The following is a 23404-nucleotide window of genomic DNA, read 5'->3' as shown; positions in this document are numbered from 1 at the left end:
GCGTTAATCCGCATGATCTGCGGGATATTTTTCGCATTCTCAGATTTTTGTTTCCCACGATTTGATTCGCCAGTTCGCTATTGCTCGGGTCGCAGATATTCGCAGGCTTTTTTACTCGTATGACAAGAAACGGATATACAAAATCCACGATCAGGAAAAATGCCATAAATAAAAAAAAGTCTCACAGATTTTTTAAATCTATGAGACTTTTCTTTAGTCCTACGTCAATAGGTCTTAGGTCTTTTCTTAGAATCCGTAAGTTACACCAATACCTAAAGCTTCACGAATTTGGAAACCTTTCACGGCATTGTCATCATAAATGGCTTGGAAAGCTACATTTGCAGAGATATAATCGTTTACTTTAAGAAGTAAATTCATAGTATAGTCTATATCAACATTCTGAGGATCTTCTAAGTAATTAGTGTAAAGGTTAAGGATGTTTTCTACAGAAACATTCTTCATCAAGTCTAATTTAGCGTAAGCAGAAACTGAAGCGCCAAATTCAAAACGCATCGTTTCATTTGCTTCTACTCCGAAATAAGGATTTTCGTTAAATGCTGCAATAGCTACAGGATCGTTACCAACATCCGTAAAGGTTTTGTTCACAAAAATTAAACGTGCAGTTGCTGGAGAAATGTTTACATATAGGTTGTCATTCTTTTTCCAAAGCATTCCAGGTCCAAATTGAAGATAAGCCGGAGACATAAATTTGGTTACTTCAGTACGGTAGCCGGCATCATCTTGATTAAGATCCTTGTCAAACTCGTAACCAGAAGTAAATTGGGTTTTAAAGTTTAGAAAGAACGAGTAGTACCAGTTACTTTCGTTAATTTCTCTCCCTAAAATGGAGTTTAGCTCCAAACGGTCATTTGTTTTACGTGAGTATTTGTCGTCTTTGTTTTTAGTAAGACCATACTCAGCTATAAAACGGTTGTTCCAAGTAAGTTTGTCATGCTTATAGTTAAAGTCGTAATTAAGACCAAGGTTCCCTGCAATGTTTGAGGTTCCACCGCCGGTCCATTCGTGGTTAAACGCTGCTTGGTTGAACAATAAGGAAATGTTTCCAGATCGTGTCCAGCCATTAGGAATGGTGTCCTTCGAAATTTCTTCTTGGGCTATTAATGCCAAAGGTGCAGTAAAAAGAACTGCAAGAAGTAAAAGTTTTTTCATTTTATCTTAATTTTGAGCGTGCAAAAGTAATACTATTTTAGATAAATGATAAGAATAAATGCTAAATAAATGCTAATACTGAGAATTATATAGAATAATTCCTTAATTATTGCTTTTTCTTGAAAAGAGGAACAGAGGAACAGGCCTCGCCATATAAAATACTTTTTGCAATAGGTTGCAATTTTTGAGCTAAGAGCACATAAGCATTCTGCGGAATTGGTTTATGTGCACAACCTTTAATTATAATCGGCTTATCGTTGTATTCCGAAACGTCCAAATCTTTAAGCAATTCAGCAAAGAGAATACTTTCCAATTCTTCTAAGTTTCCAATAGCAACTTTTTTTGTAAAAGGAGCAAGGTGGAGTGAAAGCAATAAAAATGCCCAACCGGGAACAATAGCGTCTGTACTGCAAAACAAGGCTACATACTTATCTTGATATTGACTCCAGTCGTGCGTGTTCGCTTTGTCACGAAAATCTTTTTCCCGAAGCACAATGCCTTCCAGTAGCCAAGATGAAATATCAAAAGCCACTCTTTCGCCTGTTGGATATAAATCCTCAAGATTAAAAGTCATAAGCTTACTGTTCGCCACGCGATTTATTATCTCTTCTGCCATTTGTTATTTAATTTAAAAGCACAATTAAAGGTAGTTGAGTGATTTTTAAAAAAGATTTTTCTTCTTTTTTAAAATAGTATCGAAACTATAGCATCCCCAACTCAAGCAAAGCTTCCTCACTCATCAAATCTTGGCTCCAAGGCGGGTCAAAGGTCATCTCTACTTCAACGTCTTTAATTTGTTTCATAGATTTTACCTTATCCTGTACTTCTGCCGGTAAACTTTCTGCCACTGGACAGTTTGGAGTGGTAAGGGTCATCAATATTTTCACTTCGCGATCTTCGTTTATAAAAACGTCATATATAAGTCCGAGTTCATAAATATCAACTGGGATCTCTGGATCGTAAATGGTTTTAATAACAGCGATTATTTTGTCGCCTAATTCGGCCATATCTACTTCTGGTTCTGTTGCCATTTGTCTAATTATTAATTTGTGTTTGGTATGCAAGGGCATACATTTTCATTTGTTTTATCATTGAAACCAATCCGTTTGCGCGAGTAGGTGAAAGATGTTCCTTCAATCCTATTTCGTCAATAAAATCGGTATTTGCATCGAGGATTTCCTGCGGTTTTTGATTTGAAAACACTCGAACTAAAATGGCAATAATACCTTTGGTAATGATTGCATCACTATCCGCAGTAAAAATGATTTTGCCATCCTTTAATTCAGAATTGAGCCATACTTTACTTTGGCAACCCTTGATAAGCTTATCATCGTTTTTTAAATCATCGTCTATAAGCGGAAGCGATTTCCCCAAGTCTATCATATATTCATAGCGCTGCATCCAGTCTTCAAAAATGGAAAACTCGTCAATCAACTCTTCTTGTATTGCTTCAATCGTCATAGTTATTCTTTGTTTTTTGTGTCTTTTCTCGCGCTCAACAGAACACTTCGGTCCGTTTTGGAATACAATGTTAGAACGTTATTTTCCAAAGCGTAAGATCCGGTATTATTTAGAGCGTTTAAAAAGTCACGTTCGGTTTTCATAATTTCTTTTTCGGCACAAAATCTTTCACTTACGGCAAGATCGCCAAAATTGATGGTTGAAAGATCAAGCGTATAATTGCCAAAAACGGAGTTGCAGCCTGTAGTGCCTCGGAATGAATTGTCTATGGCTGAAAGCGTAAACGTGGGATTGGTAGTGTTCGCCAGTTTTTTTCCGTCCAGTGCTGATACGGTGTAATTACCAGTGAGTTGTACGCTCCCAGCTACGTCGATTACCTTTTTAGTTTCATCACAGCTAGTAAAAAGTAGTGCGCAAACTAATAAGGAAAGGGTTGCAAGTGTTTTCATAATTGTTTTGTTTAATGTTAGAGAATCAAATTTCAGTATTTATCTACCTGTCATTTATTAACTTAACATGTATTTAGCTTTTTTAACTGCATTTACCAAGGCATCAACTTCTTCCATGGTATTGTAAAATGCAAAAGAAGCTCGAACGGTGCCGGGTATTTTATAAAAATCCATAATAGGTTGTGCGCAATGGTGGCCAGTGCGAACAGCTATTCCAAGTTTGTCAACTATAGTTCCAATATCATACGGATGAATCCCCTCAATATTGAAGGAAACTACGGAGGTTTTATGGCCTGTGCCATAAATTTTTAAACCGTCAATCTCCAGCAATTTTTCAGTAGCGTATTCTAAAAGTTCATTTTCGTGTTGTTCAATCGCTTCAAAACCGATAGCGTTTAAATAATCTATTGCAGCGCCAAAAGCGATACCACCGCAGATGTTGGGCGTTCCTGCTTCAAATTTATGTGGAAGTCCTGCATACGTTGTTTTTTCAAAAGTTACTTCAGCAATCATTTCGCCTCCGCCTTGGTATGGTGGAAGTTTGTTTCCCCATTCTTCTTTCATAAAAAGAATCCCTACGCCTGTAGGTCCGCACATTTTATGGGCTGATGTTACGTAGAAATCTACATCTAACTTTTGAAAATCTGGCTTTATGTGAGAACAGGATTGTGCGCCGTCAATTAATACCGCGGCTCCAACTTCGTGCGCCTTTTGAATAATTTCTTCAATCGGGTTAATAGTTCCAAGTGCATTTGAAATATGATTGACGAATACAAGCTTTGTTCTTTCGGAAAGCAATTTTGCGTATTCTTCCATAATCAAAGTGCCTTCTTCGTTCATAGGAATCACCTTTAAATCAGCTCCCGTTCGATCACATAACATTTGCCAAGGCACTATATTGCTGTGGTGTTCCATTGCCGAGACGAGTATCTCATCATCTTTTTTTAGAATGTCAGAAAAACCGTTGGCAACAAGATTAATTCCATGGGTAGTGCCAGCTGTAAAAATGATTTCGTAAACTTCCTTGGCATTAAAATGCGTTTTGATTTTTTGTCGTGCGCTTTCGTAAGCATCTGTTGCTTCTTGGGAAAGCGTGTGTACACCGCGATGGATATTTGCGTTATAATTGCTGTAATAATCCACAATACTATCAATAACCTGTTGCGGTTTTTGAGAAGTGGCGGCATTGTCTAAATACACCAACGGATAGCCGTTTACCTTTCGAGAAAGGATGGGGAAATCCTCACGTATTTTTTGGATATTGAAGGACATTTTAAAATATTTGAGTTCGAAATTAGAATGGCCGATTTACCACGAATTCACGAATATTATTATTTAAATATTCGTGAACCTGCCTGGCCGTCAGGCAGGTTCGTGACATTTTTTAATGCTCAAACCCTAAACTAACTCCAATTTTATTAGCGATAAGCTTGTTGATTCGCACTTTTAATTCGGGGATTTTTACGCTTTCCAAAACGGTATTTGCAAAGGCATACATCAATAAAGCGCGCGCTTCTTTTATTCCGATTCCGCGGCTGCGAAGGTAGAATAAGGCATCCTCATCAAACTGCCCAATAGTACAACCGTGCGAGCATTTCACATCATCTGCGAAAATCTCCAATTGTGGTTTTGCGTTTATGGTAGCTTTATCATCAATCAGAATGTTGTCGTTTTGCTGATAAGCATCTATCTTTTGGGCGTCTTTATCAACCAGAATCTTTCCGTTAAAAACTCCAATTGAAGATTCGCCATAAAGTCCTTTATAATCCTGATGACTTTCACAGTTTGGAGACTTATGATGTACCAAAGTATTGTGATCCACATGCTGCTTTCCTTTTAGAATAGTGATTCCCTTTAAAGTAGAATCGCAGTGTTCCCCGTTTTGATAATAGTTGAGATTGTTTCGTACTAAGTTTCCACCAAAAGAAAAGGTGTGCACGCGGCAAACCGTATCTCTTTCCTGTGAAATATAAGTGTTGTCAATCAATGAAGCTGTTTCAACATCATTTTGAATTTTGTAATAATCTACATAAGCACGTTTTTCAGCAAAAATCTCTGTTACCGAATTGGTCAGGACTGCATTGCTAGAAAGACTTTGATGACGCTCAATAATTTGCACGTGGGCATTTTCGCCAACAACAATCAAGTTTCTAGGTTGCAGAAACATAGCAGCCTCATTTCCTGTTGAGAAATTGATAATTTCGATAGGCTTTTCCACTTCCTTATGTGCAGGAATATGGATATAGGCACCTTCTTTAGTAAAAGCAGTATTAAGTGCAGTTAAGCTATCGCTTTTAGCTACTTTATTAAAGTATGCCTCAATTACGGGCTTATACTTGCTTTTGTTCATTGCAGCAGACATAAGGCAAACATCCAAAGTGTCGTGCGTGGTTTCTGAAAGGAACGAACTATAAACCCCATCAACAAACACAAGTTTATAAGTGTCTATTTCATGAAGAAAATATTTGCGTACATCCTGAAGTTCCACGTGTTTTTCCTTATTGGAAAAAACGCTGTAGTCTGGTTTCAGCAATGAATTTAGCGAAGTGTATTTCCAGTCTTCTTCCTTTTTAGTTGGAAAACCTTTTTCTTCAAAGATTTTGATGGCGTTGCTACGCACATCATGCAATGGAGAATCAAACTCCAAATAATCTTCTAATGCTATATATGATGATAATAATTTGTCTTTAAAACTCATTTCTTCTTTATTCAAAGTTCAATGTTCAAAATTCAAGGCTATCAACTTTGAACCTTGAATTTTAAATTTTGAACGTTTTAAACTAATTCCTCCTTAATCCAATCGTAACCTTTTTCTTCCAGTTCGTAAGCAAGTTCTTTAGTACCTGATTTTACTATTTTTCCATTCATCAATACGTGAACGAAATCTGGAACAATATGATCTAAAAGACGCTGATAGTGTGTAATTACTACAATAGCATTGTCTTCACTTCTCAATTTATTCACACCGTTGGCAACAACTTTAAGCGCGTCAATATCCAATCCTGAATCTGTTTCGTCAAGAATGGCAAGTTTGGGCTCCAACATGGCCAATTGGAATATTTCGTTTCTTTTCTTCTCACCTCCAGAAAAACCTTCGTTAAGTGATCTTGAAAGAAATTTACGGTCTATCTCTAGCATGTCCGCTTTTTCCTTTATCATTTTAAGCATTTCTGCAGCGGGCATATTATCCAACTTCTTAGACTTGCGGGTCTCATTTATGGCAGTTTTAATAAAGTTTGTCACTGATACTCCAGGTATTTCCACAGGGTATTGAAAGGAAAGGAAGATGCCTTTGTGTGCTCTTTCTTCTGGATCTAATTCTGAAATATCTTGATTTTCAAAAGTGATGTATCCACGAGTTACATCAAACTCCTCTTTACCTGCAATAACTGATGCCAAGGTACTTTTACCAGACCCGTTGGGTCCCATAATAGCGTGGACTTCTCCAGCTTTTACTTCTAAATTAATTCCCTGCAGTATGTCTTTGCCTTCTAAGCCGGCGTATAAATCTTTAATTTTTAACATGTTACTTTGTCTTTGCTGATTCTTCTAATTTAATATCTACTTCTGAAGGCGTATCATTCACCTTCACAATTTCTTTTAATGTTATTAACTCTTCCCAATCGCTATCGGTGTCAGTGTTTTTGGAAACTATTCCTTTAACCATCACCCCAACCATATCATAATCATTCGTTTTTACTGATGAAACTTGTTTTGAAAGCGCATCAGAAACTTCATTTCGCTTCACGCCATAAATAAAGTTTGAACCCAATAAAACTGCAGCACCTTCGGAATCGATGAAATCTCCTTTATAGGTTTGAAGATTTTCTGTGTTTTCAGTTGTCATTTCATCTGTAACGCTTTTTTCTTCTGAATTTTTACAGGAAAAAACCGCAGTGGAAAGCAATAGCAATAAAAAGATTTTTTTCATGAATTGATGATTTAGTTTATCATATTGAGATTTCCGCCTTTGCGGGAATATTTTAACCTACAGATCCCTCAAGGCTTATTTCCAATAGTTTTTGAGCTTCTATAGCAAATTCCATAGGTAGCTTGTTTAAAACCTCTTTTCCAAAACCGTTTACAATCAAAGCAATCGCTTTTTCTGTGTTAATCCCACGTTGATTGCAATAGAAAATCTGATCTTCTCCAATTTTACTGGTTGTAGCCTCGTGTTCTATTTGAGCTGTTTTGTTTTTCGATTCAATATATGGGAAGGTGTGTGCGCCACAGGCATTTCCCATTAATAGCGAATCACACTGTGAAAAGTTACGTGCGTTATCGGCATTTGGTAAAATTCTTACCAAACCACGATAACTGTTTTGTGATTTTCCAGCAGAAATACCTTTCGAAATAATCGTACTTCGGGTATTTTTACCAATGTGGATCATTTTGGTTCCGGTATCGGCTTGCTGATAATCGTTAGTAACGGCAATGGAATAAAATTCACCAATGGAATTGTCTCCTTTCAAAATACAGCTTGGATACTTCCAAGTTACTGCACTTCCAGTTTCTACTTGCGTCCAGGATATTTTGGCGTTCTTTTCGCAAATTCCTCGTTTAGTCACGAAGTTATAAACGCCACCTTTTCCGTTTTTATCGCCAGGGTACCAGTTTTGAACTGTTGAATATTTTATTTCGGCACCGTCCATCGCTATTAATTCAACAACCGCTGCGTGCAGTTGATTTTCATCGCGACTTGGAGCAGTACAACCTTCAAGATAACTTACGTAGCTATCTTCGTCGGCAATCAATAGTGTTCTTTCAAACTGTCCTGTTCCTGCTTGGTTAATTCTAAAATATGTGGAAAGTTCCATAGGGCATCGAACGCCTTTAGGGATGTAGCAAAAAGAACCATCGCTAAAAACCGCACTATTTAACGCAGCGTAAAAGTTGTCGCGTTGTGGAACTACTGTTCCTAAATACTTCTTAACTAAATCTGGGTGTTTTTGAATGGCTTCGGAAATACTCATAAAAATAATTCCTTTTTCCTCCAAATTCTTTTTAAATGTTGTTGCCACAGAAACGGAGTCAATTACAACATCCATAGCTACACCAGCTAACTTTTTTTGTTCGTCCATTGAAATACCAAGCCTCTTAAAAGTGTCCAGCAACTCTGGATCTACCTCATCGAGACTGTCGTATTTTGGTTTACTATTTGGTGCGGAGTAATAGGAGATTGCTTGAAAATCTGGCTTTTCATAATGTACATTTCCCCATTCCGGCTCTTCCATAGTAAGCCAATAGCGGAAAGACTCCAAGCGCCATTCCGTCATCCATTCTGGCTCCTCTTTCTTTTTAGAAATGGCACGTACCACATCTTCATTCAATCCAACAGGGAAAGTGTCAGATTCTATATCCGTATAGAAACCATATTCGTATTCCTTGGTTTCTAACTCTTTTTTTAAATCGTCCTCAGTGTACTTCATATTATTTAATTCAAAGTTCAAAATTCAAGATTGAATTGAGAACTTATTTAAATTTGCTTCCTTTTAATTCACTTTTTTGCAAGTAGATCATAAAACCTGCGATTTGTTTACTCAAGCCTATTAAGGTCTCGTAATGTCGATCAAATTCTTCCTTAGAAATATATTTTCTGTCGAGAATTCTATATAATTGAGATCTCGTTTCACCACAAGATGCTTTCGCTATTGAAAGAAATTGATTGAATTCTTTGTTTCCATTTCGTTCAAAACCTTCAGCTATATTGTCCATAATAGATCCTGAGCTACCATTAATCTGGTCGTATAATCTATAATCTGTTTTGAGATTTGTTTTTTCTCTTATTTCAAAAATAGCTTGTCAATTCAATCTTGATTTCTGCCAAATCTCCATATCTTCAAACTTTTCAATTGTTGCCATAAATGCTATGTTTTTCCAATTTTGAACCTTGAATATTAAATTTTGAATCTTTTACAACGAAAAACTCTCCCCGCAGCCACAGGTGCGGTTGGCATTTGGATTTTGAAAGACAAAGCCTTTTCCGTTAAGTCCACCGCTGTATTCCAATATCGTTCCAACCAGATATAAAAAACTCTTTTTGTCTATGGCGATTTTAACGTCCTTTTCTTCAAAAAGTTTGTCGTTTTCGCCTAGATTATGGTCAAATTTCAACTCGTAACTAAGGCCGGAACAGCCGCCGCTTTTTACGCCAACGCGGACAAAATCCTTAGCCATGTCAAAGCCTTCTTCGGCCATCAACTGCCCTATTTTTGTTTTTGCATTTTCGCTTACCTTAATCATATATAGATTAATTCTAAATTAGACGCAAATATACATCAAATAGAACTTTTAACCATACCGAACTGGGTTTTTAAAACTATAGTGTAATAGTTTTAAGTTATAATCTGAATTAGATTATTGCGTGCTTTAGAAAGTCTATAAAAGTGAAGGGTGAACTCTTTTCTCGATTCATTTTGAAAGCGTATTTTTGTCCCAATCAGATAACTATATACAATGTTCGAAAATAAAGACAACTCAAGTACAGGAATTGGTTCGCTTGGCGAATTTGGACTCATAGATCACCTTACTAAAAACTTCAAGATCAAACAAAAATCCACCGTAATGGGGATTGGTGATGATGCTGCTGTCATTTCTTGTAATTCAAGAAAGGAAATGGTGGTTTCAACAGATTTTCTTTTAGAAGGAGTACATTTTGATTTAAGTTATATGCCGTTAAAGCATCTTGGCTATAAAGCGGTTGTTGTAAATCTGTCTGATGTATATGCCATGAATGCTGAACCTACGCAAATCACAGTTTCCATTGCTGTTTCCAATCGCTTTCCCGTAGAAGCCTTGGAAGAGCTCTATGCAGGAATTGAAGCTGCGGCCAAAATATATAATGTTGATGTGGTTGGAGGTGATACTACTTCTTCTACAACAGGTTTAATGATAAGCATTACTGCAATAGGTATGGTGAATAAAGGCGATGCTATTTATAGAAGTGGCGCCAAGGAAAATGATTTGTTAGTAGTTACTGGAGATTTGGGTGCATCCTATATGGGTCTTCAGGTTTTGGAACGCGAAAAGGAGGTTTTTAAGGTGAATCCGAATTCGCAACCCGATTTGGAACCTTATTCCTATTTGGTAGAGCGACAATTAAAACCCGAAGCAAGAAAGAATATTTCGAAATTGTTAGTAGAATTGGATGTGAAGCCAACCGCTATGATTGATATCAGCGATGGTCTGTCTTCAGAAATTATTCATATATGTAAAAGTTCGAAGGTAGGTTGCAACCTATTTGAAGATAAAATTCCATTGGATCCTCAGGTTATCTCCGTTTGTGAAGAATTTAACCTTGATAGTACTACTATAGCCCTAAGCGGCGGGGAAGATTACGAACTGCTTTTTACCATAAAAACAGAAGATTATCCCAAGTTAAAGGGCAATCCACATCTTACTGTGATTGGACATATGACAAACCAAAACGAAGGAACGCATTTGATAAGCCGCGCCGGAACAAAAATACCTTTGATAGCTAGGGGCTGGAATGCCCTAGAAAATGAGGAATAGGTTTTTCAAAAATGTAGAGCAAAGAATCGAAATATTTTTCGACTCTCTGCTCTACACTAAGACTTTTAAGTATTCTCAAATAACTGTTCTATACTTGCCGCTTGTTTGCCACAGCAGGAACATTGATATTGGTTGATACTTTTTTGTGTTACATCATAATCGTGACCGAATGCAGTGCAAATTAGGCTTAAGATTGGAGAGTGATTTGGGGGAGCTACATTATCCATCTATGTTAATTTATTTAAATTTGAATACTCAATATTAATTTTTTTTTCGACGAAATACAACTTTTATCCGTTAAAATACAAAATTATGTTCAATGAGCTAGGTTTTACAAATTATGAATTTCCATAAAACTACTTTAAATGAAGTATTGACTTTTCTGCCCTGGATTCTTCTATAATAGAAAGAATTGAGTTCTCTTCAGTTAGGTCTCTAAAATATGCGTTAGATTTTTTAAAACTCCATTTAAGTTTTCATAGGTGCTGTGATGCCCTCCATCAATTGTTATTACTTTGGAGTTGCAACTTTCGGCCAATTTTTTAGTTTCTTCAAGTTCTAAGAGCGGATCGCTTTCTGACAAAATTGAATATTTTTCTTTGTTGAAGTTTTTTAGCACTTTTGTTCGGTCTTTTCGATCGCGCATTCCTTTTAGTGCGGCTTTTATACCATTTAAAGGGAAGGAGTTAGCTTCCTCTTTTAAGGATTCAATTTCTTTTGAAAACTTTTGGCGTGAGGTTTCGGCAAATAGATTGCTAATTGCCATACTTATAAAGGCACTTGGATTTTTTTCAAAAACTTTTAACGAGCGATTTCGAATTTCTTTCTTTTCTTCGGTATCGGCTGCTGGAGTAGAATTTAGAAGAATTAATCTTTCCATCTTTTCTGGAAATAGCTCGGCGTACGCCATAGTCACATATCCACCCATAGAATGACCAACAAATGTGGTCGAATCAATTTGAAGATGTTCTAATAATTGTTCAACTACTCCTGCCATTAATTCCATGGAATGAATTTCAGAGATAACATCACTTTTTCCGTGTCCTGGGAAATCGAGTGTAATTACAAAATTATTCTTTTCCAACTGCGAAATCAACTTTTCCCACATAGCGGAACTTTCTAAAAAGCCATGTAAAAGCACAAGTGCTGGTCCTTTTCCATAAGTTTCATAATAGATTTGATTGGTGTTGTAGTTGAAATTCATAGTGGTTCGTAAGTCCTAGTTGGTTTTTCATCCTTCGCATAACGCTATGAATGATAAAGAAAACCTGTTAGGTATTTGATATGATTCGTTCTTAGTATTAGGTCTTGTTTCAGTTTTCAATTGTTATCTCGTCTACAAAAATCCAAGCCTTTCCTCCATAACCTAGGTGTCCTTTTGGTAAATCGCCAAGATTTTTTGCGCTGATTTTTATATATTGAATTTTCTTAACAATTTGGAATTCGATTTTTTTAGTTGTCACATCTTCTGAAGGTTTTTCAGTCTCTATTTTTTGCATTGGCAATTCTGTAAAATCGGTTCCATTTTCTGAAACTGAACAGGAAACTTCCGTAGGGTAAAAAATCCAACTGCGTTGATCTTGTAGAAAACCTACTGAAACTGTTTTTACTTCTTTATTTGAACCAAGATCCACCGTCGCATTTAAATCTACAGCGTGATAGCCTTGCCAAGTTCCAGTTCTAAAATCATTGGCGCCGTGAATACCGTCAATTAAAGCATTTTTACCGCCGCCGTTGTATTGATTGGCATATTCGGTTTCCAGTTTTATGCTGAGGTTGGGGTCAATCTTATAGAAATGGGTTTTAAGCACACTACTTTTTGGCCCTTCTGAATTCGCCGAAGTACGGTTGCTGAGCGGAGTCGAAGCATAAGTTTTTAATATCGATTCTTCCGAAATAGTAAATGGTTTAGAATACCTTTTAAAATCATTGTCATTTAGACTGTAAAAAATTTCGGAGTTAGGTGAAGATACTCCTAACGTAATTTCGGTTTCATTTTTGAAAGCAACTTCTCCTTTCGCAATAAAAGGTGCTGGAACAATCAAATTATCTATTATGTCCGTTTTTGGGATTTCGTCGTCTTTTGTGGCCCAAGTTGAAGGTTTATCAGTCATTTTAAAAACTAATTTCCCGCCGTCCATAACTTCAGAATGATTGATAAAACTTCTTTTTAATGGGTTGCCGTTTAAGCTGGCTGAAGCGATGTACTTGTTTTTATCTGAAATATTTTCCGCGGAAATCTCAAAGGTTTTTCCTTCGTCTAAATTAATTATAGCACTTTCAAATAAAGGAGTTCCAATTATATATTCATTGCTGGCAGGAGTTACCGGATAAAAACCGAGTGCGCTAAAAATATACCAAGCACTCATCTGCCCGCAGTCTTCGTTTCCAGAAATCCCATCTGGAGCGTTTTGGTATTGTCCGGTTAAAATCTCGTGAATGCGCTCTTGCGTTTTGGCGGGCTGGTTGACGAAATTATACAGATAAGCCATATGATGGCTCGGTTCATTTCCGTGGGCGTATTGGCCAATCAAACCAGTAATATCAACTTGTTGGCGACCAGAAGTTTCAACTTCCGCAGTAAAAAGTTTGTCGAGTTGGGTTTCAAATGCACTTTTCCCCCCCATCAGATTTATCAATCCAGAAATATCTTGAGGCGCGTAAAAACTGTATTGCCAAGAATTTGCCTCGGTGTAGTTAAAATTCACTTCATACGGATCAAAAGGTGCAAACCAAGTATTTCTAAATCTACCACGCATAAACTTGGTCTCTGGATCGTAAACGTTTTTATAGTATTGGGCTCTTTCAGTGTAGGTTTTATGATCTTCTGTTTTCCCCATCGCTTTCGCCATTTCGGCTATCGTCCAGTCGTCATAAGCGTATTCCAAAGTTTTTGAAACCGACTCACTTTCTTCTTCCACAGGAATAAAGCCAAATTCTTTATAGCTTTCTAGTCCTAATTTATCCTGGACCGCACTGTGTTTCATTGCTTCAAAAGCTTTTTCGGTGTCATATCCACGGATTCCTTTTAAATACGCGTCGGCAATTACGGGAACTGCGTGATACCCAATCATACAACCGGTATAGTTTCCTGCCAATGGCCAAATAGGAAGAATTCCACCTTCGTCTTGTTTTGCCAAAAGTGAATTTATAAAATCGTTGGTGCGTTCTTTTTCAATAATTGTATAAAGTGGGTGTGCCGCTCGGTAGGTATCCCAAAGAGAAAACACGGTATAATTTTTAAAATCTGATGTTTGGTGAATTTTAAGATCCATCCCGCGATAACGCCCATCCACATCTTGGTAAAGGTTAGGAGCAATCATCGTGTGATAAAGCGCAGTATAAAAAATTGTTTTTCGATCTCTATTTTCTCGGTTGTTGAGCGGAGCCGAAACATCGATTTTTTCGAGTTGTTTTTCCCAAGCGGTTTCAGCTTCTTTTTTTATCTGCTGAAAAGACTTGTCGCCAATTTCAGCTTTTAGGTTTTTCTTTGCTCCAGCATCATCTACGGCGGAAATTGCTATTTTTATATCGAGTTCGTCACTTTCGGAAGCATCAAATTCAAAAGCGGCTATCACTTTTTCGCCGTCGGTTTTATCGTTTAAATACGTTACGTTTTTATAAGGTCGCGAAAATTGAATATTATAAAACAATTTTTGATCCAGCGCCCAAGCCTCAGAATGACGATGTCCGGAAATTTCGGTTTTTGAAATCGTTTTTATTTCAGAACTCAAAACTTTATCACGGTGTTCCAAATCGAGAATTACAATTTGTTTGGAATTTTTCGGAAAAGTGTAATGATGGATTCCACTTCGTTCTGAAACTGTAAGCTCTACTTCAATATTAGTTTCATCCAGATGAACTTTGTAATATCCAGGAGATGCAAATTCATTTTCGTGTGAAAAATGTGCTCGATATCCGCTTTGAAGATCTGCTGAGCCTGTCGAAGTATCGGCGCCATTGTTAAAATTCACTTTGTTTGTGGGCATTAAAAGAATATCAGCATAATCGCTCACGCCCGTTCCGCTAAGATGGGTGTGCGAAAAACCATAAATGTATTCATCACTATAATGATAACCGCTGCAGCCGTCCCAGCCATCCAAGCGGGTATCGGGACTTAGTTGCATCATTCCAAAGGGCATGGTCGCTCCTGGATAAGTGTGGCCATGACCGCCCGTTCCGATAAATGGATTTACGAAAGAAGTCAGGGTTTCAGGTTGGGAATTTACCTGCGAAAAACAGAATATTGGCAGTAAAAAAAGTAGTGGGGATAGGTATTTGTACATTTCTATAAATTAATCGGAAAAGATACTAAAACCCTTAAAATAAAGTGAACGAACCTATATATTTTTGAATCGAAATTTTTTTTCCCGACCCTAAAGGATGAAAAGGTTCTTCTTTTACTAAAACCGTTAAAATAAAGTGAAGTACGATTTCAATTTTTTGAAACGTGGTATCTTTAAAAAATTCTTTCTACCCTATGCGTTGGTTTCTTTTTATTACAGTTTACATTCTTGTTGACATCTATGCCTTTCAGGCTGTAAGAACCCTCACCAAAAATCCATGGATTTATGGGGTTTACGTCTTTTTGTCGATAGTAGTTTTGGGTGCTTTATTATATCAGTTTTCAACGATGGGAGCAGGCAAGGTAATTGGCATCAATACCATGTATGTCTTTGGAGCTTTCCTCGTGCTTTTTGTTCCGAAGCTATTGATTATCATTTTTATGTTTGCCGAAGATATTGGTAGGTTCTTCGTGGGAATTTTTATGAAGGTTGCCGGTAGTAGTGAAACTCCATTTATGGTCTCTCGTAGAAAGTTTGTAAGCACCATTGCCTTGGGAATTGCAGCCATCCCTTTTGCATCCTTGATTTATGGAATGGTTCAAGGAAAATACAATTATAGGGTTTTAAAATATTCATTGGAATTTGACAATCTGCCTGATGTCTTTGATGGATACACTATTACTCAATTAAGCGATATACATTGTGGTAGTTTTGATAATCATCGTAAAGTGGAGTATGCTATAAATCTTGCAAATGAGCAAAAGAGTGATGTAATTCTTTTTACTGGCGATTTGGTGAACAATGTGGCTGATGAATTGGATGATTGGAAACAGCTTTTTTCTACCTTGAAAGCGAAAGATGGTGTGTTTTCAGTTTTAGGAAATCACGACTATGGTGACTATGTCAACTGGGATACTAAAGAAGATCAGGCCAAAAATCTTCAAAAACTAAAAGACATCCAAAACGAGATGGGATGGAATCTTCTTTTGAACGAAAATCGATATTTATATAGAAAGGAACAGAAAATAGCTCTGGTTGGAGTAGAGAACTGGGGTGAAAACGGATTTAAAAAAGCGGGAGATTTAGATAAAGCAACTGTTGGAATTACTGATAGTGATTTTAAAATATTGATGAGCCACGATCCTTCGCATTGGCAAGCAGAAGTGAAAGAAGATCCGCGCCATTTTCATTTAACACTTAGTGGCCATACCCACGGAATGCAATTTGGTGTTGAAATTCCAGGGATCTTCAAATGGAGTCCAATTCAATATAGATATAAAAATTGGGCAGGGATTTATGAGGAATTCGGAAGATATATAAACGTGAATCGCGGATTTGGATATTTAGGTTATCCCGGAAGAGTTGGAATCTGGCCTGAGATTACTGTTATCCAACTTAAAAAGAAAAGTCCTCTAAAATCTAAAAAGGGAAGGGAAGTCTAGTTTATTCTGTTCTGTCTTGGTTCTTATCCTTTTTAAGTTCTGATTCTATTTAATAAAAACTTTGGGCACTTTAAGCACTTTGATAACATAAGGCACTTATTTTATTATATTTGTAGATACAATTGTTCAACTAACAAACAAAAGACGTATGTCAAAATTTGGAGAATTAATTGAAACCCGTACTCCGGTCCTATTAGATTTTTATGCTGAATGGGACGAAGCCTGCAAAGGAATGCATCTGGTACTTCGCGAAGTAGCCGCTTCTCTTGGCGATGAGGCACGAGTTATAAAAATAGATGTGGACAAGAATAAAGAACTTGCAGAGGCCCTGCGCGTTAAAGATTTGCCCACATTGATGATTTATAAGGATGGCGAAATGAAATGGCGCCAAAGTGGCGAGCAAGATGCCGATACACTTGTTGGCTTGGTTAAGGAATATGTTTAAAGCCCCCTAACCCCTACCTCCGGCAGGCAAGCCCAAGGGGGGAACTTGAAGTTTACAATTTTTATATGCATAAATATTTCCATTCTTTTTCTGAAATAAATTTCAAAACCTTCGGCAAAACATAGCGTAGGTTTTTTTCGGCCCTAAGGCTGTCGTGAAAAACGATAACACTTCCAGGTTTAATATTTTTCATAACATTTTGAAGACATTCTTCTTTGGAAACTCTTGTATCGTAATCATAGCTCACTATATCCCACATCACAATTTTAAAGCCTTTCTTCTGAAGTAACTTTGCTTGCTTTGAAGATATTCTGCCGTAAGGAGGACGGAAAAGCGATTGCTGAGTCCCAATTTCAGATTCCTTTTTCTTTTGGAAATAATCTTCGGTCACCCGTCTTCCGGCATCCGTCACCCTATATCCAGCATCCATCATTTGTCTCGCAGCCTTTTCCGCATTCTCTACATAGACTGAAGTTTCAGTCTTCCATCCATTTAAATGGTTAAAAGTGTGATTGCCTACGGAATGCCCTTCAGACAAGATTTGTTGAAAAACATCCGGATGCTTTAGGATATTGTTACCGATGCAGAAAAACGTTGCTTTGGCGTTGTGTTTTTTCAGTTCTTCCAAAACCCAAGGCGTAACTACGGGAATGGGGCCATCGTCAAAAGTGAGATATATCGATTTTTTCTTTCGCGAAAAAGCCCAAATTCGTTCAGGGTATAACCGCTGAATAAATCTGGGCATTTTTACTAAATTGAACTTCAATTGTTTTAGTTTAAGGGAACTTCCATCTCCGTTTCTTTGGTTGGATTTCGTTCCATTTGCTTTAAAAGATTTGAATCTAACGGTATTTGCACTGTCGAATCCTTTTGAAGCTCTTTGTCTAAATCCATCGCTTCATCTGGTGAGTAGAAATGGCGGAACAACTTCAAATAATCATTGAATTTCTTAGCTTCTTCACGTCCATATTGCTCATCGTCATAGACCACCACAGTCTGCACTAAGCTGCGGTAGCGCTCCATATTTGTTATAATCTCATCGGCAATAAGACGCTGTTTGTTAAATTTAAATCCGTTGTAATATTTTAATTTCTCTTGATATTTTTTAGCTACATCTTGGTAAACCTTTCGTGCTTTTTCAGGTTTGTCCAATTCGTAATAACCAATTACAAATGGCTCTAGAAGAGAATAATATTCAAAATAATCTATTGGCATTTTTTCCATTGCCAGATCCAATATGTTTTCGGCCTTATCATTTTCACCTTTATTAATTAAGGCTTCGGCAAGACGGGCCAAATTGCTTCGGTAGGTTATTCCGTTGCGACGAGTTTCGGTATCGTGATAGATGTCTGGACTGCCGCTATTACCCCAATCCCATGACATAACAATATCATACATTTTATTGGCATCAATTCTGCCCATATCAAAAGGACTTCTTTTGTTGATTGCAGTTTTTATTGGAACCAGTTTATAAACTACACCATCCAATTGAAGATAATCTTTCATCCATAGATAATCATCGTCGCCAAAACTTCCACCGCTAAAATAGATAGGGCGTTCCCAATTGTTGTTCGCAATTATGTCCAGCATCATCATTCTGTTCTTATAAATAACGTCGCCTTTCAGCGTAATATCTATATATGGAACAATTTTATCGGCATCTTTTTGATCCACAATGCCATTGCGAAGCACCGCTTCTTTATCAACCGGAATACGGATTACTTTTGAAGGGAATGTATTCACCACTTGTCCACTTTGGAGCTCCATTTGGGTTGCCGGACTGTCATTGGCCACAAAATTCATCCAAGTTTTGATATCAATCGTATCCTTGTTGGTTTTCTGATAAATTAGGAAATCACGTGTTCCGCCGCGATATTTTTCGTGGGTTAATTGCGAAGGAATTGGATCGCTGGTAAAGGCTTTCTTCTTCATATCGTCAATATACCAATCGGTTTGGAAAAGACTCGTATTGACAATTCTAACATCCTGACGATAGCCTTCCACATTTTGAGCATACCAAAGTGCAAAAGTATCATTATCGCCAATAGTGAAGAGAATTGCATTTTCGTCACAGGAATCTAGATACATTTTTCCCATAGATTGTGCGGTATAGCGACCACTGCGGTCGTGATCGTCCCAGTTTTGGGAAGCCATCAAAATAGGTCCCGCCAGAACACATACTGTCAAAACGATGGGTAATGCGACTTTTGGTTTTACGTAATTCTTTGCCAGATCGAAAAGTGCATAGACTCCATATCCAATCCATAGTGCAAAAACATAGAAACTTCCAACCAAAGCATAATCCCGTTCCCGCGGTTCAAACGGTCTTTCGTTGAGGTAGATCTTTAGAGCAAGCCCCGTGAACAGGTAGAAAACAAGCAAAACCCAAAAGCTTTTTTGGTCGTTCTTAAAGTGAAATACCAAACCTATAATTCCTAAAATAAGCGGAAGAAAAAAGTAAGTATTCCTGGCTTTGTTATCTTTTACATCACTGGGCAGGTTATCTTGACTCCCCAATCGAAGCTCGTCGATAAACTTGACACCACTAAGCCAATTCCCGTGGAGATCTGTGTATTGTCCTTGTACATCGTCCTGTCTTCCCGTAAAATTCCACATAAAATAGCGCCAATACATATACCCGAATTGGAATTCAAACATAAATTTCATGTTCTGAATAAAGGATGGCTTTTTAATGTCCAGATATTGTCCAAAATTCTTTAAAAACTTGTCATAATCCTTGGTGTCAACCAGGCCTTGGTTATATGCTTGTTTAAATTTATTGACTTCATCTACCAACCTAGGTTCGTTTAGATATTCACTTTTAACCGAAAAATCGAGACCTCCGGTGAATTCCATATAGTTAGCATTGTGTTCCGTGCTCCACATTCGAGGCAGAAAACCTTTTTGTGAATCCTCTGTATTTTGGCTTGCGTTTTTATAGTTGTTTACGATTATATATTTGCCGCTCGCTGTGTCTTTTTCGTAGTTCGGCTTATCGTCTGTGTAAGGATTATCCGCATCGAGACCTACGTAAGATTCTGTAAAATTTGGACCATAAAACAAATGTGTTGCTGGATATTGCTCTCGGTTGTAATAGGCTAAAAGCTCCCGTGCGTTGTTTGGATTATTTTCGTTAATAACCGTTCCGGCGTTTGCGCGGATTGGAAGCATCAACCAACTTGAAAACCCCATAAATATGAAAAGTATGCACAGAACTAAAGTATTTAGGTACACAAAACCTTTGGATCGAGTATAACGGATCAAATAATAGAACAAGCCGATAAAAATAAGCCCGGCAATAACGGTTCCGCTGTTAAAAGGCATTCCAACGGTATTGACGAAAAACACTTCTGCAGCACTAAAGAACTTCAACGTCATTGGCAACAGAAAGATGAAGATAAATAATAGAATCGCCACACTCACAACGTTTGCGACGATGAAGTTTTTTACGGTTACCGTTTTATAGTGTTTAAAGAAATATAGAAATCCGATAGCTGGAATTGTCAATAAGGCCATAAAGTGAACCCCAAAAGAAAGACCAATAATAAAGGCGATAAGAATGATCCATCTGTTGCCACGTGGTTTTAGCATATCGCGTTCCCAACGTAAAGCAGTATAAAATAGGATAGCCATGAGGCAAGCTGCCATAGCATATACTTCCGCTTCTACGGCATTAAACCAAAAACTATCGGTGAATGAAAAAGCCAAAGCGCCAATGGCAGAACTTCCAAGAATTGCAATGGCATTTGTTTTTTGAATTTCGTGATGTTTTGAAATCAAATTGGTGAGCAAAATACTCAGCGACCAAAACATAAAAAGGATCGTAAAAGCACTGGCAAAAACCGACATTAAATTGATTGTCAAGGCGATGTAGGAAGCGTCAGGTGCAAAAATAGAGAAAAAAGCACCGAGTAATTGATATAATGGAGCTCCGGGGGGGTGCCCTACTTCTAGATTACTTGAAGTAGTTATATATTCACCAGCATCCCAAAAACTAGCGGTAGGTTCTACCGTGAGCCAATAAGTTGTAAGGGCAATCGCAAAAACGACCCAGCCAGTAATATTGTTCCATTTTGAAAAGTTAAAAGAACCCATATTTGTATGAAATTTTTAAGGCACGAATTTACTAATAATATACATAGCCCCAAGTATGTAAATGGCCTAACGTGTAATATGAAGTAATATTTTTTATGAATTACCACTTTTCGGAAAAATAATCGTGGTTTTTTTGCGATAAAATATTTGCATAAGCCAAAGTTTATATTAAATTTGCACTTTCTAATGCTAAAATGATTTTTGGTGTTGAAAGGGCGAAAGCACTACTACGCTAAAAATAGCTTCGAAGTGTAGAAACCTAATTATTTTGGAATTGGCCCATGGTGTAACTGGCAACACGTCTGTTTTTGGTACAGAAGAGTCTAGGTTCGAGCCCTAGTGGGCCAACAAAAATAAAATCCCGATCTTTAAAAAGGTCGGGATTTTTCATTTTTATAACATTTTTTCTAACTCTTCAATAATTTGTTGGTCCACGTGACCGTGGGTGGCAAAGCTAGGAAAGCTGAAAGCTTTTTTGGCTTTGCCGTTCCCATTTCTAATCCCAGTTGTTTCAAATAATTTTAATCTCAAACTATTGAAATTTGAATTATTTTATTTCTAAAAATTATTACGAAATGTTTAGGATAAAGGCCAAATCTTACAATCTAAGTTAGTTCTTAATAATTTTCAAAGTTTCTGAAACACCTTCAGCAGTTTTTAAATTCACAAAATAAATCCCCGGGCTACCTTGAAGGTTGATTTCTAAAGTATTGGTATTTGCAAATCGTTCAAAAGCAACTACTTGCCCGAGGATGTTTGTGATGGTTGTATTTGTTTCTGAATAGCTTTTACCTAAATCAATGTTGAAATTTCCTGAAGTTGGATTGGGATATAATACGGCATTTGAAAGTTGATTATCCTCTACGCCCAAAACTATATCGATTACTTTTAAAGTAACGTTATCTGAGTTGCAAACAACATCATAGGTATACGTGCCATTTCCAAAGGTTGCTGTAACTTGCGCAGGGAGTTCACATTCATTTCTATTAGGAAAAGTTATAATCACAAATTCATCATTTAACTGTGCATTATAACCTAGAATAATATCCAGTGTTCCAAATAACCTCGCTTTATTGGTTATAGCAAATACATCGTGCTCCGTTCCTGCCGCGGTACCATTAATTTCTAACTGATAAATACAATCTGGGGTGGCTTCAAAATCTAATGTATTGTTATAAGTAAGTGTTCCCACGCCATTATTTCCCGGTGCTATAGTCTGGCCAATTTCTGTGTTATAATTTGTGCCTATAGATCCTGCTCCTGTAATAATACCGTCGCCTTCAAAGTTGTCATTAAAATCCATATTTCCTGTTTCAATACTCAAAATTCCCGGACTGTTATTAGTTAACGTCCTTATGGTTGCAGTGCCTGTTCCAGTTGTTTTTCGGATAAGACCTGTGTTTATAAAGGGTCCGCCAGTTATACTAGCGCCATCTACAACAGTAATAACACCAAGTTCACGATTTTCGAATATTGAACCTTGTCCGATGGAAAAATTGTTGACAGTTGCATCAAAGGAAATATCACCTTCATTCCTAAACACTACACCACCAGAAAGCTATAATTGTTGGCTACCTGTGCCAGTGTAATTTAGTAAACCTCTATTCACTAAAACGGTTCCTGCTGCTGCTTGTGCAGAAAGAGTACCTCCACGCCATACTACTCCTGCAGAACCAGAAAAATCAAGAAAATTTACGCCATTGTTAAAGACTCTCAAACCAGCACCATCAACTATAAACGAACCATCTAATTGTCCTGTAAGGGTTCCGATTATAAAATATCCATTTAAGCCATTTAATTCTAAAAATCCATTTGAATTTACATTGTATATGCCATCTGTTAAAGTTCCACTGTAAGATAAAATCATAGAACCACTATCTATATTTATAGTGCCGTCATTATTTTCAAACGTACTACTAATTGTAAATGTTCCAGCGCCTGATGTCTTTTGTATCAATCCCTCATTTACAAATGTCCCTCCAAAAAAATAACCTTCAATACTGGCATCACCCACGGTCATTACTCCGCTTGGTGCAATTGTTAAAAATTGGATGGCGCTACCACTATATCCTAAGTCTAGCACTCCAGATGCAATATTCATTTCACCGTTTATTATAATGTTGCCGCTTATAGCTTTAAATTCTCCACCAAAAATATTTAGTTGACCATCAATAGTTGCAGAAAAAGAAGAACTATTAAAAATGCCTCCCTCCAAATTAATAATAGAGCCTGCTGCGTACGTTGCTCCACCAAAAGTTCTAAAATTTGAACCGGTCATTATATTAAGCACTGCATTGGCCTCTAAGGTGAGCGCATTCGCTCCTGTTCCAACAGCTACGTTAACCTCAAAACCAGATGGAATCAATACGTTATTTGAATTTTGTGGCACTCCACCGGGTGACCAGTTGGCTGCATCTTGCCAAAGATTGTTTCCTGTACTGTTGGTAAAAGTTTTTAATTGGGCATTCGCCGAAAATTGAAAGATTGAACATAAAATAAATGCCGAAAAAATTGTTTTGAACGATTTCATAATATTTGGTTTTA

21 protein-coding genes, 1 tRNA gene and 1 pseudogene are annotated in these 23404 nt (G+C 37.2%); 4 read left to right on the top strand and 19 right to left on the bottom strand.

The window, feature by feature from the left end; genetic code table 11:
- Positions 1–246 precede the first annotated feature (246 nt).
- From G440_RS0108365 to G440_RS0108310, 12 genes and pseudogenes are all read right to left on the bottom strand, one after another.
- Complete coding sequence (locus G440_RS0108365) at positions 247–1170, bottom strand: DUF3078 domain-containing protein (protein WP_026450892.1); 924 nt, start codon at positions 1168–1170, stop codon at positions 247–249.
- Positions 1171–1276: 106 nt separating this feature from the next.
- Positions 1277–1786: a DUF2480 family protein gene (locus G440_RS0108360; RefSeq protein WP_026450891.1), complete on the bottom strand. Its 510-nt coding sequence runs from the start codon at positions 1784–1786 to the stop codon at positions 1277–1279.
- An 85-nt stretch (positions 1787–1871) separates the two neighbouring features.
- A complete protein-coding gene (locus G440_RS0108355) occupies positions 1872–2201 on the bottom strand; it encodes a DUF59 domain-containing protein (RefSeq protein ID WP_026450890.1) in 330 nt (109 codons plus the stop codon).
- 4 nt (positions 2202–2205) lie between these two features.
- Positions 2206–2631, bottom strand: coding sequence for a SufE family protein (locus tag G440_RS0108350; RefSeq protein ID WP_026450889.1), 426 nt, complete (start codon positions 2629–2631; stop codon positions 2206–2208).
- A gap of 2 nt (positions 2632–2633) precedes the next feature.
- Complete coding sequence (locus G440_RS20640; protein ID WP_051285233.1) at positions 2634–3080, bottom strand: META domain-containing protein; 447 nt, start codon at positions 3078–3080, stop codon at positions 2634–2636.
- Between the two features lie 57 nt (positions 3081–3137).
- On the bottom strand, positions 3138–4352 hold the full coding sequence (locus G440_RS0108340) for an aminotransferase class V-fold PLP-dependent enzyme (RefSeq protein WP_026450888.1): 1215 nt from the start codon (positions 4350–4352) through the stop codon (positions 3138–3140).
- Between the two features lie 112 nt (positions 4353–4464).
- Positions 4465–5778 (bottom strand): Fe-S cluster assembly protein SufD, encoded by a 1314-nt coding sequence (sufD, locus tag G440_RS0108335; RefSeq protein WP_026450887.1) that lies wholly within the window; start codon positions 5776–5778, stop codon positions 4465–4467.
- Positions 5779–5855: 77 nt separating this feature from the next.
- Complete coding sequence (sufC, locus tag G440_RS0108330; protein ID WP_026450886.1) at positions 5856–6605, bottom strand: Fe-S cluster assembly ATPase SufC; 750 nt, start codon at positions 6603–6605, stop codon at positions 5856–5858.
- Position 6606: 1 nt separating this feature from the next.
- Entirely contained in the window at positions 6607–7011 is a 405-nt protein-coding gene (locus G440_RS19680; RefSeq protein ID WP_051285231.1) for a hypothetical protein, read from the bottom strand.
- Positions 7012–7063: 52 nt separating this feature from the next.
- Complete coding sequence (sufB, locus tag G440_RS0108320) at positions 7064–8509, bottom strand: Fe-S cluster assembly protein SufB (RefSeq protein WP_026450885.1); 1446 nt, start codon at positions 8507–8509, stop codon at positions 7064–7066.
- 43 nt (positions 8510–8552) lie between these two features.
- A pseudogene (locus G440_RS19675) lies at positions 8553–8942 on the bottom strand (four helix bundle protein).
- Positions 8943–8993: 51 nt separating this feature from the next.
- Positions 8994–9323, bottom strand: a complete 330-nt coding sequence (locus tag G440_RS0108310) for a HesB/IscA family protein (RefSeq protein ID WP_026450884.1) — start codon at positions 9321–9323, stop codon at positions 8994–8996.
- 213 nt (positions 9324–9536) lie between these two features.
- On the opposite strand from G440_RS0108310, the gene thiL reads away from it, so the two are divergent.
- A complete protein-coding gene (gene thiL / locus G440_RS0108305) occupies positions 9537–10592 on the top strand; it encodes a thiamine-phosphate kinase (protein WP_026450883.1) in 1056 nt (351 codons plus the stop codon).
- Positions 10593–11019: 427 nt separating this feature from the next.
- Here thiL and G440_RS0108300 read toward each other — a convergent pair whose 3' ends face one another.
- Positions 11020–11796 (bottom strand): alpha/beta hydrolase, encoded by a 777-nt coding sequence (locus tag G440_RS0108300; RefSeq protein WP_026450882.1) that lies wholly within the window; start codon positions 11794–11796, stop codon positions 11020–11022.
- A gap of 109 nt (positions 11797–11905) precedes the next feature.
- Positions 11906–14878 carry a GH92 family glycosyl hydrolase gene (locus tag G440_RS0108295; protein WP_026450881.1) on the bottom strand — a complete coding sequence of 991 codons (2973 nt, stop codon included), beginning with the start codon at positions 14876–14878 and terminating at the stop codon, positions 11906–11908.
- A 194-nt stretch (positions 14879–15072) separates the two neighbouring features.
- On the opposite strand from G440_RS0108295, the gene G440_RS0108290 reads away from it, so the two are divergent.
- The gene (locus G440_RS0108290; protein WP_026450880.1) at positions 15073–16320 is read left to right on the top strand and encodes a metallophosphoesterase; all 1248 of its coding nucleotides are present in this window, start codon (positions 15073–15075) and stop codon (positions 16318–16320) included.
- A 148-nt stretch (positions 16321–16468) separates the two neighbouring features.
- Positions 16469–16765, top strand: a complete 297-nt coding sequence (locus G440_RS0108285) for a thioredoxin family protein (RefSeq protein WP_026450879.1) — start codon at positions 16469–16471, stop codon at positions 16763–16765.
- Positions 16766–16826: 61 nt separating this feature from the next.
- Here G440_RS0108285 and G440_RS0108280 read toward each other — a convergent pair whose 3' ends face one another.
- The gene (locus G440_RS0108280; protein WP_034259244.1) at positions 16827–17510 is read right to left on the bottom strand and encodes a polysaccharide deacetylase family protein; all 684 of its coding nucleotides are present in this window, start codon (positions 17508–17510) and stop codon (positions 16827–16829) included.
- Between the two features lie 26 nt (positions 17511–17536).
- Positions 17537–20860 (bottom strand): glycosyltransferase family 117 protein, encoded by a 3324-nt coding sequence (locus G440_RS0108275; protein ID WP_026450877.1) that lies wholly within the window; start codon positions 20858–20860, stop codon positions 17537–17539.
- A gap of 275 nt (positions 20861–21135) precedes the next feature.
- Between G440_RS0108275 and G440_RS0108270 the strand changes: the two genes are divergently transcribed.
- Positions 21136–21208: transfer RNA gene (locus G440_RS0108270), tRNA-Gln, on the top strand.
- Positions 21209–21253: 45 nt separating this feature from the next.
- On the opposite strand, the gene G440_RS21335 is transcribed toward G440_RS0108270, so the two are convergent.
- The 3 genes from G440_RS21335 to G440_RS0108255 form a co-directional block, all read right to left on the bottom strand.
- On the bottom strand, positions 21254–21391 hold the full coding sequence (locus G440_RS21335; protein ID WP_169718951.1) for a hypothetical protein: 138 nt from the start codon (positions 21389–21391) through the stop codon (positions 21254–21256).
- Between the two features lie 79 nt (positions 21392–21470).
- Positions 21471–22403 (bottom strand): T9SS type A sorting domain-containing protein, encoded by a 933-nt coding sequence (locus G440_RS0108260; protein WP_026450876.1) that lies wholly within the window; start codon positions 22401–22403, stop codon positions 21471–21473.
- Between the two features lie 15 nt (positions 22404–22418).
- Positions 22419–23390, bottom strand: a complete 972-nt coding sequence (locus G440_RS0108255) for a hypothetical protein (protein ID WP_026450875.1) — start codon at positions 23388–23390, stop codon at positions 22419–22421.
- Positions 23391–23404: the final 14 nt, after the last annotated feature.

This window comes from Aequorivita capsosiphonis DSM 23843 (assembly GCF_000429125.1).
GTDB lineage: Bacteria > Bacteroidota > Bacteroidia > Flavobacteriales > Flavobacteriaceae > Aequorivita > Aequorivita capsosiphonis.
The sequence above is the reverse complement of the archived record's forward strand: the minus strand, read 5'-3'. Positions and strand labels throughout refer to the sequence as shown.

Excerpts from the sequence above, each read along its gene's own strand:
- sufD (WP_026450887.1), bottom strand. The coding sequence starts at position 5,778 with ATGAGTTTTAAAGACAAATTATTATCATCATATATAGCATTAGAAGAT.
- G440_RS0108285 (WP_026450879.1), top strand. The coding sequence starts at position 16,469 with ATGTCAAAATTTGGAGAATTAATTGAAACCCGTACTCCGGTCCTATTA.
- G440_RS0108290 (WP_026450880.1), top strand. The coding sequence starts at position 15,073 with ATGCGTTGGTTTCTTTTTATTACAGTTTACATTCTTGTTGACATCTAT.
- thiL (WP_026450883.1), top strand. The coding sequence starts at position 9,537 with ATGTTCGAAAATAAAGACAACTCAAGTACAGGAATTGGTTCGCTTGGC.
- G440_RS20640 (WP_051285233.1), bottom strand. The coding sequence starts at position 3,080 with ATGAAAACACTTGCAACCCTTTCCTTATTAGTTTGCGCACTACTTTTT.
- G440_RS0108275 (WP_026450877.1), bottom strand. The coding sequence starts at position 20,860 with ATGGGTTCTTTTAACTTTTCAAAATGGAACAATATTACTGGCTGGGTC.
- sufB (WP_026450885.1), bottom strand. The coding sequence starts at position 8,509 with ATGAAGTACACTGAGGACGATTTAAAAAAAGAGTTAGAAACCAAGGAA.
- G440_RS0108310 (WP_026450884.1), bottom strand. The coding sequence starts at position 9,323 with ATGATTAAGGTAAGCGAAAATGCAAAAACAAAAATAGGGCAGTTGATG.
- G440_RS0108280 (WP_034259244.1), bottom strand. The coding sequence starts at position 17,510 with ATGCCCAGATTTATTCAGCGGTTATACCCTGAACGAATTTGGGCTTTT.
- G440_RS0108365 (WP_026450892.1), bottom strand. The coding sequence starts at position 1,170 with ATGAAAAAACTTTTACTTCTTGCAGTTCTTTTTACTGCACCTTTGGCA.
- G440_RS0108340 (WP_026450888.1), bottom strand. The coding sequence starts at position 4,352 with ATGTCCTTCAATATCCAAAAAATACGTGAGGATTTCCCCATCCTTTCT.
- sufC (WP_026450886.1), bottom strand. The coding sequence starts at position 6,605 with ATGTTAAAAATTAAAGATTTATACGCCGGCTTAGAAGGCAAAGACATA.
- G440_RS0108355 (WP_026450890.1), bottom strand. The coding sequence starts at position 2,201 with ATGGCAACAGAACCAGAAGTAGATATGGCCGAATTAGGCGACAAAATA.
- G440_RS0108360 (WP_026450891.1), bottom strand. The coding sequence starts at position 1,786 with ATGGCAGAAGAGATAATAAATCGCGTGGCGAACAGTAAGCTTATGACT.
- G440_RS0108295 (WP_026450881.1), bottom strand. The coding sequence starts at position 14,878 with ATGTACAAATACCTATCCCCACTACTTTTTTTACTGCCAATATTCTGT.
- G440_RS0108255 (WP_026450875.1), bottom strand. The coding sequence starts at position 23,390 with ATGAAATCGTTCAAAACAATTTTTTCGGCATTTATTTTATGTTCAATC.
- G440_RS0108300 (WP_026450882.1), bottom strand. The coding sequence starts at position 11,796 with ATGAATTTCAACTACAACACCAATCAAATCTATTATGAAACTTATGGA.
- G440_RS19680 (WP_051285231.1), bottom strand. The coding sequence starts at position 7,011 with ATGAAAAAAATCTTTTTATTGCTATTGCTTTCCACTGCGGTTTTTTCC.
- G440_RS0108350 (WP_026450889.1), bottom strand. The coding sequence starts at position 2,631 with ATGACGATTGAAGCAATACAAGAAGAGTTGATTGACGAGTTTTCCATT.